Consider the following 8,673-nt stretch of genomic DNA (forward strand, 5'->3'; position numbering starts at 1 on the left):
TCACATGAAATACATTATATTAACCATCACCATATTGTTTGTGCTTGGCAACAACAGGCTGTTTGCCCAAAACAAACACTTTACAGAAAACGGCACCATTACATTCGAAAAAACGATAAATATGTATGCCATTTTCGAAAAACAGATCACCAAGGATAATGAAAGCTTTCTGCGACCGGCATTTGACTCCTATAAGAAAACGCAAAAGCAATTCAAAGTACTCAAAAGCACTATGACTTTTGGCAATAACAAAACGCTATATACGCCTATTGAACCCGAAACTGTTACCGGAGGCTTTTTTAGCGATAGCCCGATGGCCGGTCAGGTAAATACTGTTTTTACTGATCTTTCTGCCAGTAGTGTTATCAATCAGAAAAAAGTATTTGAAGAAACTTTCCTGGTGAAAGACAGTACCCGCAAAATAAACTGGAAGATCACCAGCGAAACCCGCGAAATTACCGGTTATACCTGTCGCCGGGCCAATGCCCTGGTGCTTGATTCTATTTATGCCGTGGCTTTTTATACGGATGAAATACCCGTATCAGGCGGCCCCGAATTATTTAACGGCCTACCGGGGATGATATTAGGTGTGGCCCTGCCTCATGAAAACGTTACCTGGTTTGCCACCAAAGTAACGGATGTACCAATTGATGAGAAAGCTTTGGCACCACCAAAAAAAGGTAAAGCGGTTAATAACAAATCATTGTATACCACGCTGTCGTCAGTAATGAAAAACTGGGGCGAGTACGCTCAGATCTATTTAAAGGCTTTCATGCTTTAGCATAACTAAAACGCAATCAACCTAAACATTATACAATAGCTTACCGCAAATTGCTGTAAACAAACAAAGCCATACGTAAATCACGTATGGCTTTTTAATTTTAAAACCTTTAACCTGATGCTATTCGGCGTTGGCTAAGGCCCTATCCAGGTGTACATAACCACCATCTACATAAATAAGTTGCCCGGTGGTATGGCTTGAGCGTGGTGATAACAAAAACGCCGTGGTGCAGGCAATTTCTTCTGCTGTGGTCATGCGGTTACCCAGTGGTATCTTGGATTCGATCTCGCGCAATTTACCATCCGGATCTGGTAGTGTTTTTATCCAATTGGCATATAACGGTGTCCAGCATTCGGCTACCACTATAGCATTAACGCGGATGCCGTATTTCAACAATTCAACCGCCCATTCACGGGTTAAGGCATTGCGCCCGCCATTTGATGCCGCATACCCGGAAGTATGCCCCTGACCGGTATCTGCTGTTTTGGAGGTGATATTCAATATCGCTCCTTTTGATTTTTTCAGTTCAGGTAAAACATGATGCGCCATCAAATAATAATGCACCACGTTTTTATGCAACGATGCCATAAAGCCTTCATAATCGCCGCTCTCTAAACCTACGCCATCATTTACACCAGCATTATTCACCAGGCCATCAATACGGCCGAATTGCGCAACCACAGCTTTAACGGCGTTTTCGCTTGCTACGGGGTCCGTCAGTTCAGCAACTACCTGGAAAGCTCTCCCCCCTGCTGCTTCTACTTCGTATACCACTTTGAGATTATCCGCCTCTACCCGGCCAACTATGACCGGTATGGCGCCTTCGCTGGCCAACACTTTTACAATCCCTTCGCCAATGCCCTTTGCACCACCGGTTACTATAATTACCTTATCTGTGAGTTCTAAATTCATCTTTATATATTATAATTATCTAACATTGATCAATGGGAAACAGAAAGTTTCACCTCTTTTACTTTCAGGTTTTTTATGGCAAAATAAAACACAAACAAAAAGCAGGCTGCCGGTACCAGGTAGGCTATTTGTATGTTGGTTAAGTCGGACAAGCGCCCCATGATAGGAGGAAAAACAGCTCCACCCACAATAGCCATGATCACCAATGACGAGCCTTCCTTTGTTTTGGCTCCCAATCCCCGGATGCTTAAAGAAAAAATGGTAGGAAACATAATCGACATAAAAAAATCAACGGCAATTAAGGCGAACACCGGGAACTTGCCATGCAGAAAAACAGATGCCACAATCAGTATTACATTGGTGATACCAAAAATGGCCAATAGTTTTACCGGATTAATAAACGTCATTAAAAATGTACCGATAGCCCTGCCGGCCAAAAACGCGAACATTCCTGCTGTTAAATAATAGGCTGCCGATTTTTCATCCATCCCTGCCACCCGTTCAGAAAAACGGATGAAAAAACTACCCACGCAGGCTTGCGCACCGACGTAAAAGAATTGTGCAATGACGCCAAACCGTAAATTCTTTTCTTTAAAGAGCGAACTCATCCTTTGAAAAAGCGACAAGCTCTCGTGGTGCTCCATTCCTTCGCCTTCTTCAACTATCTGGGGTAAATGTGTTCTGTATAAAAGTACAGCTACAATGAGTACGCCTACACCAATGATGATAAAAGGTGTTTGTACAGATGAGGCTTCTTTATTTAAATAATCATTTAACTGCCCCGCCGACATGGCTTTTTCTTGTGCGGCTGTTAAAGTTTTGCCCGATAAAATAACCATCCCACCAACAAGTGGAGCCAGAACTGCCGCCAAACCATTAAATGATTGTGCAAAATTGATACGCTGTGTAGCCCCTTCCGGGTCGCCGAGGGCGGTAATATAGGGATTCGCGGCTGTCTCTAAAAAAGCTGCCCCCGAAAATATGATGAATAATGCGCCCAGGAAAAACGCGTAATTACGAACGATAGAAGCCGGATAGAATAAAAATGCCCCGACCGAAAACAAGATCAACCCTAATAATATACCGCCTTTATAACCGTAGCGTTTCATAAACTGGGCAGCGGGTATAGGTAATAAGAAATAGGCAATATAAGAGGCAGAATCAACCAATGACGATTGCAGGTCGCTCAGCTGGCAGGCCTTTTTCAAATGCGGAATAAGGATAGGATTAAGATTTAACGCGAAGCCCCATATAAAAAACAGGGAGGTGATGAGGGCTACGGCAAACAGATTGTTGTTCTTGGTCATTGGGTTGTTGTAATGGGTTTAATAATTAGGTTTTGAATGTTTATTTAAATGTTGTGGGTTTTATCATGAAGCGAAAAACCAAGCGTTTTCCAGGCTATCTTATTCAGGGCATTTATATCGCCCATAAAATGAAATACACTATGCTTGTGTGATAATTTTTCGCCCGGTTTTAAAAATGCCGCGGGGGATACGCTTTCCAATTCGTAAAATGGCCCCATCTGGCTGCCATTTGCAAGGGGACCGTCGTTATAAGCATTAACGGCATCGCCGGTAAAAGGTGCGGTGTCTGGCTTCCATTCCTGGTTTAAATAATCGCCTTTATCGTCCAGATCAAAAAATACAATAGTTAAAATATCATTTGCGCCATCGTAGCTGCCGATCATGTTTTTAGCTCGATTGGGCGGGATACCCAATTTACCGCGTGATTTTCCATCGGCCTTAAATAACAAGGTGCCGTTATTGTACACTATCCTGTCTTTAGGGATCTCACCAAAATAGTTAGTGGTGGCAATTTTACCCGTAGCATCTTCTTTGTAAGGCACAATAATTACTGTTTGTGGCGAAGGGGTAAACATATCCAGGCTCCACAAACAGGGCGCACCAGCAGTTTTATTCCAGGTGGTAGTACCGCTGTTGGTAATGGTGTTTACCGTAGTAAAGCCCACTGATTTTACCGTACTATCCAAATCATCGATCCCCAGCATTTGCTTAATAGCCGCAGGCTCTAATATTTCAACATCACGCTGTAGCTTAATGGATAATGTTGTGCCCGTGTAATTTTGTATGCTGGTGTTTTTTGTAAGGCTGGCTTTTTTACCGGTTGATGAAACCAGGTCCCAGCTTTCATTGTCGATAGCCGGTGGGGTATGCCAATTATCGAACTCCATTTTGGCGCCTGGTTTAAAAAATAAAGAGAACTGGCCACCTTCCGGGCCAAGCCAAAGGCGGTCTTCACCGCCATAGGCATTCATATGGGTATCGGGCTGCTTGGCGTCAAACGTTTCGTATTTTATCCAACCAAAGCTTTTACCATCTGATCCATCGGCCGTTGAAGTAAATATCTTTCCCTGGTATTTGGGCGAAATAATAACCCGTCCCCTGCCATCATCACTATTCAAAACAACAACATTATCCTTTGCTTTTAAAAACTCCAGATCGTAACCAAAAGTGCCTTTTGCATGTTGGGGCACTTGCATAGTGCATGCGCTTAAACCAGCTATACATAAAGCAAAGAATACAATTTTAACGACTCTCATACGATGATCATTTATGTTTTGGATTTAAAGCGATGGTATTTACCAGTGTACCAATACCGTCGATCGTAATTTCAACTACATCGCCCGGTTGCAGGGTAAAGGTAGGTGGTGGCACCAAACAGGTACCGGTCATTAAAAATGCACCCACAGGAAAATCACATTCGCTGTATAAATAACCCACCAGTTCCGTTAATGAACGCTTCATCCGCGATACGGTGGTGGTATCCTGATAAGCCGTTTCACCATTGCGTTTAATAAGCATTTTAATAACCGACTCACCCGCTATAGGTTCGGTTGCTACCAGTAAACAAGGGCCAAGCGCGGCGCTCTTTTCATATATTTTTGCCTGCGGCAGATACAAGGCATTTTCGCCTTCAATACTTCGCGAGCTCATATCGTTACCAATAGTATAGCCCTGTATGTTTCCTTTGGAATTGATAAAAAGGGTAAGCTCTGGTTCGGGCACATTCCACTCGGAGTCTTTACGGATATAAACATCTGCCTCGGTTCCCGAAACTCGTTGTGCTATGGCTTTAAAAAACAGCTCGGGGCGTGAGGCATCATACACCTTATCATACAAACTTGCCCCGCCAGAGCTTTCAGATTCTTCCATGCGGGCGTCCCTGCTTTTTAAATAGGTAACACCAGCCGCCCAAACTTCCTGGCTGCCGATTGGCGGTAATATTTTTCCATTTAAGTGTTCGTCCCTTACTTCGACACTAATGGGGGTGGTATCAGCAGATATTAATTCCAGATACCTGGCCAGGTCATCACGATTAATGAGGCTGTCCCATTCATCATCAATGATGTAAGCGGAATTGTTATGTTCCAGTAGGATGCCTTTTGTTATTTTATATAATTTCATGAGGTAAATCTATACAACAACATTAATTAACTTCTAATTCATCCCGTGAGGGGAACTTGGGGAAAGGGCCATGCGGCCCACTCTGATACCAGAAAACGGTAGAAGCGATATCATCTTGTAAAGGCATATATCGCCCATCGTGCCGCCAGCCTAAGGCCTGTATGGTAACCTTTAAACTTTTCTCAAATCGTATAGGATCAGCAATGTGCCAGCGATACAGGCCAAAGCGCTGCGCTATATTATAATGGCCATCGCCACGAATCACCTGGTGCAAACCACTGTACGGGCTGCAGAATTCGGTGTACTCGGTTTTATCTTCTTCTTTGCCATTGGCATCTTTATGATGGGTATCAAAATCATATGATCCACAGAAATAATCTTCGGTTCCTGTGCCGTTTATCGTAGGGAATTTGGTATCTCCATCCATAAAAAACTTGATCTCGCCCTCGCCCCACCACCCATTCTTGTTGGAGCCATAGGCCAGGTAAGTGCCCACATATTGTCCTTTGCCTTGAATGCTATCAACTAAAACATAATCTTTTTTATATGGTAATGGGTTTACCCTGCGAAACTGCGCATGAAAGTAGGCGGCATCTTCGGGTACTTGAGTGAGTGTATAGTCCACCTGGTAATAAAGCACCATATCGCGGTCGTCGATGTTTTCCATCGTGATACGGCATTTTTTACGGAAAGGCATAGGCCAATAGCAGTTAAAAGCACTGCCCGGATTAACAGCTACAGCCAGTGATTGTAATGGCGCGTATTTACCCCAGCCCATACAAAAAAAATCACCAACCGGTACTTCTACAGAAGGCGTAGTTTCATCATCCCAATAAAAACGAAGTATAGAATAGCGCCAGTTTCCGGTAGGGGTCATCCAGATATGTTGAATGGCTCCTGAGCCATCAATATTGGCAATGGTATAGGTAGTTCCTTTTTTGATAATAACACTTGGGCTCACTTTCCAGGTTTGCCCCAGATCGCGGGAAGCATTGGCGCCTGTTCCCGTAGTGGCCATTCCGCCTTTACCTTTTTCACCATTAAAATTCTCCGGACTTATGGACCGGGTTTTGGCATCAGACAAACGGTAAATGTTTCCGAGGTTTACATCAAGGCCATTAAATTTTTGCTGACCAAATGCAGATGATGTAACAAGAACAAACATCCAGACTACTAAAGCATAATTCTTCATCATAAGGCTATTTATTAACAATTGCTGCATGCACTAATTGGAAATGCACATCGGTTTACATTGCTTGCAATTTACCTCGGGGCATAATATCTCAAGGTATTCACAATCTTATCAATAATTTTCAATTTATAAATGCGGCTTATCAGCATAACATACCTTTATTTTGGCATGAGGGACTGGGCTAAATCATTGATTAATGAAAGCTAATTTACATTTTATAAAAAATAAATCCATTTTTGCGTATGTCATTTCAGCTTATACTGGATAATCTTGCCAAACATATTCATCTAACACCCGATGAACAAGATATTTTTATTACCTATTTACAAACCAAAAAAATAAAGCGGAAACAGTTTTTGCTTACCAACGGCGATATATGTAAATATTCAACCTTTGTTATTTCGGGCTGCCTACGAGGCTATACTGTTGACAAGGGAGGCATTGAACACGTACTGAGCTTTGCCCCGCCAGATTGGTGGATAGCCGATATGTACAGCCTGCTTTCACAAAAACCCGGCATCCTGAATATCGAAGCATTAGAAGACACAGAGGTACTGCTACTGTCTAAAGCCAACCAGGAAAAACTCTATCAGCAAATACCCAAATTTGAGCACTTTTTCAGGATACTAACCGAAAACTCCTTAGTTGCCAGTCAGCAAAGGCTGATTGATGGCCTGAGCCTGACCGCCGAAGAACGTTACAATAATTTTTGCAAACGCTATCCAACATTGATAGATCATTTGCCGCTAAAACAGATAGCATCGTACATTGGTGTTACCCCCGAATTTTTTAGCCGCATGCGAAATAAGAGACATTAATGTTACAAATAGGAACGAATTACACGAATGAATAAGCACTAATTAAAGTTATGATTTAGGCTAATTCGTGTAATTCGAAATAATTCGTGGAATTCGTGCCTGTTTTTCTTAATCTACATCAAGTGTGCATCATTGCCATTGCCTTAAATTTGTTATATAAACAAAAAGGTAAACATCATGGCACAAACCATTTTACATAAAGCAGAAACCCGCGGTCACGCTAACCATGGTTGGTTAAGCAGCTATCAATCATTCAGTTTCGCCGGTTATTATAATCCCGACCGGATGCAGTTTGGCGCGTTACGCGTATTGAATGACGATACCGTAGATGCAGGTATGGGCTTTGGCAAGCATCCGCATGATAATATGGAGATTATTTCTATACCGCTGGAAGGCGACCTGGAACACAAAGATAGCATGAACAATGTAGCGGTAATCAAAAATGGTGATATACAGGCCATGAGCGCCGGTACCGGCATTTACCACAGCGAATACAATAACGACAGGGCCAGCCAGGTAAAGTTTTTACAGATCTGGATATATCCCAATAAAAGAAATGTAGAGCCCCGGTATGATCAACTTACCTTAAACCTGGCCGACAGGCACAACAAGCTACAACAGGTATTATCACCCAACCCCGATGATGCCGGTGTATGGATACACCAGGATGCCTGGTTTCATTTGGGCAAATTTGATAAAGGCATCGATACTGATTATGCTATCAAAAAACAAGGCAACGGCGTTTATGCTTTTGTATTGAGCGGGCAAGTTGAAATAGACGGACAGCTATTGAATGCCCGAGATGCCTTAGGCATTTGGGACACTGATCAGTTTAAAATAACAGCACTTTCAGATGCCGAATTTTTGCTGATAGACGTTCCTATGAAATTTTAAGTTTTTGAATGATGATTGATAGAGCTTTGTTCGCCCCCTCTTTTTTGCCTTTTGCGGAAAGAGGGGTGCCGGGCAAGGTGATCACTAATCATTTCACTATTGATAAGAGTTAAAACAATGGATCAAGTAGAAATATTAGTAATAGGAAGACACCCGGAGATCTTGCAAACAGTGATACGGCTGGTAAACAATAACCCGGCATGGAATGCTACAGGCTGCATAACTGACCAGGAAGCTATCAGTGCTTTTAAAACTCAGGACTTTGCCCTGGTATTACTGGGCGGCGGTATCGAAGAACAATCTGAGCAAGACCTTTGCGCCTACTTTAGGGCCAATAAACCTGATATTAAGATAGCGCAGCATTATGGTGGTGGAAGTGGGTTATTGAGTGCGGAGATTTATGAGGCGTTGAGATAAGTGTTTTACTCATACATAGACGCCCCTTTTAATATGTCCGCAAATGTTCGCCAGGAAGGGATATCTGCATTAATTCCAGGATGGACATTGAAAGACTTACGATCCGTGACTTCCGTTGCTGATATTTGATTACTCATAAGATCTTTTTGAACTAATGATAGTATTGAGTTATATACAACAAGCCGATAGATCCTTTCCTTAGTAGGTTTTATCCTCCTTCAAACTTTCCGC

General features: G+C 42.6%; 9 protein-coding genes. 4 read left to right on the forward strand and 5 right to left on the reverse strand.

The window, feature by feature from the left end; translation table 11 throughout:
* Positions 1–4 precede the first annotated feature (4 nt).
* On the forward strand, positions 5–781 hold the full coding sequence (locus ACNURT_RS25260) for a GLPGLI family protein (protein ID WP_419699992.1): 777 nt from the start codon (positions 5–7) through the stop codon (positions 779–781).
* Positions 782–901: 120 nt separating this feature from the next.
* Here ACNURT_RS25260 and ACNURT_RS25265 read toward each other — a convergent pair whose 3' ends face one another.
* The 5 genes from ACNURT_RS25265 to ACNURT_RS25285 form a co-directional block, all read right to left on the reverse strand.
* Positions 902–1,693 carry an SDR family oxidoreductase gene (locus ACNURT_RS25265; protein WP_419699993.1) on the reverse strand — a complete coding sequence of 264 codons (792 nt, stop codon included), beginning with the start codon at positions 1,691–1,693 and terminating at the stop codon, positions 902–904.
* A 29-nt stretch (positions 1,694–1,722) separates the two neighbouring features.
* Positions 1,723–3,000 (reverse strand): L-fucose:H+ symporter permease, encoded by a 1,278-nt coding sequence (fucP, locus tag ACNURT_RS25270; RefSeq protein WP_370999031.1) that lies wholly within the window; start codon positions 2,998–3,000, stop codon positions 1,723–1,725.
* Between the two features lie 44 nt (positions 3,001–3,044).
* The gene (locus tag ACNURT_RS25275) at positions 3,045–4,196 is read right to left on the reverse strand and encodes a DUF6786 family protein (RefSeq protein ID WP_419699994.1); all 1,152 of its coding nucleotides are present in this window, start codon (positions 4,194–4,196) and stop codon (positions 3,045–3,047) included.
* Positions 4,197–4,263: 67 nt separating this feature from the next.
* Positions 4,264–5,121 (reverse strand): fumarylacetoacetate hydrolase family protein, encoded by an 858-nt coding sequence (locus tag ACNURT_RS25280; protein WP_419699995.1) that lies wholly within the window; start codon positions 5,119–5,121, stop codon positions 4,264–4,266.
* 22 nt (positions 5,122–5,143) lie between these two features.
* Positions 5,144–6,316 (reverse strand): glycoside hydrolase family 172 protein, encoded by a 1,173-nt coding sequence (locus tag ACNURT_RS25285; protein WP_419699996.1) that lies wholly within the window; start codon positions 6,314–6,316, stop codon positions 5,144–5,146.
* 239 nt (positions 6,317–6,555) lie between these two features.
* Here ACNURT_RS25285 and ACNURT_RS25290 point away from each other — a divergent pair, with 239 nt between their 5' ends.
* From ACNURT_RS25290 to ACNURT_RS25300, 3 genes are all read left to right on the forward strand, one after another.
* Entirely contained in the window at positions 6,556–7,131 is a 576-nt protein-coding gene (locus ACNURT_RS25290) for a Crp/Fnr family transcriptional regulator (RefSeq protein ID WP_419699997.1), read from the forward strand.
* A 177-nt stretch (positions 7,132–7,308) separates the two neighbouring features.
* Positions 7,309–8,025 carry a pirin family protein gene (locus tag ACNURT_RS25295; RefSeq protein WP_419699998.1) on the forward strand — a complete coding sequence of 239 codons (717 nt, stop codon included), beginning with the start codon at positions 7,309–7,311 and terminating at the stop codon, positions 8,023–8,025.
* 117 nt (positions 8,026–8,142) lie between these two features.
* Positions 8,143–8,442, forward strand: a complete 300-nt coding sequence (locus ACNURT_RS25300) for a hypothetical protein (RefSeq protein WP_419699999.1) — start codon at positions 8,143–8,145, stop codon at positions 8,440–8,442.
* The last annotated feature ends 231 nt before the right edge of the window (positions 8,443–8,673 follow it).

The sequence above is a fragment of the Mucilaginibacter sp. NFX135 genome (assembly GCF_048565145.1).
Taxonomy (GTDB): Bacteria; Bacteroidota; Bacteroidia; order Sphingobacteriales; family Sphingobacteriaceae; genus Mucilaginibacter.

Bases quoted from the DNA above. Each gene is read 5' to 3' on its own strand.
- ACNURT_RS25260 (WP_419699992.1), top strand. From the start codon at position 5: ATGAAATACATTATATTAACCATCACCATATTGTTTGTGCTTGGCAAC.
- ACNURT_RS25265 (WP_419699993.1), bottom strand. From the start codon at position 1,693: ATGAATTTAGAACTCACAGATAAGGTAATTATAGTAACCGGTGGTGCA.
- fucP (WP_370999031.1), bottom strand. From the start codon at position 3,000: ATGACCAAGAACAACAATCTGTTTGCCGTAGCCCTCATCACCTCCCTG.
- ACNURT_RS25275 (WP_419699994.1), bottom strand. From the start codon at position 4,196: ATGCAAGTGCCCCAACATGCAAAAGGCACTTTTGGTTACGATCTGGAG.
- ACNURT_RS25280 (WP_419699995.1), bottom strand. From the start codon at position 5,121: ATGAAATTATATAAAATAACAAAAGGCATCCTACTGGAACATAACAAT.
- ACNURT_RS25285 (WP_419699996.1), bottom strand. From the start codon at position 6,316: ATGATGAAGAATTATGCTTTAGTAGTCTGGATGTTTGTTCTTGTTACA.
- ACNURT_RS25290 (WP_419699997.1), top strand. From the start codon at position 6,556: ATGTCATTTCAGCTTATACTGGATAATCTTGCCAAACATATTCATCTA.
- ACNURT_RS25295 (WP_419699998.1), top strand. From the start codon at position 7,309: ATGGCACAAACCATTTTACATAAAGCAGAAACCCGCGGTCACGCTAAC.
- ACNURT_RS25300 (WP_419699999.1), top strand. From the start codon at position 8,143: ATGGATCAAGTAGAAATATTAGTAATAGGAAGACACCCGGAGATCTTG.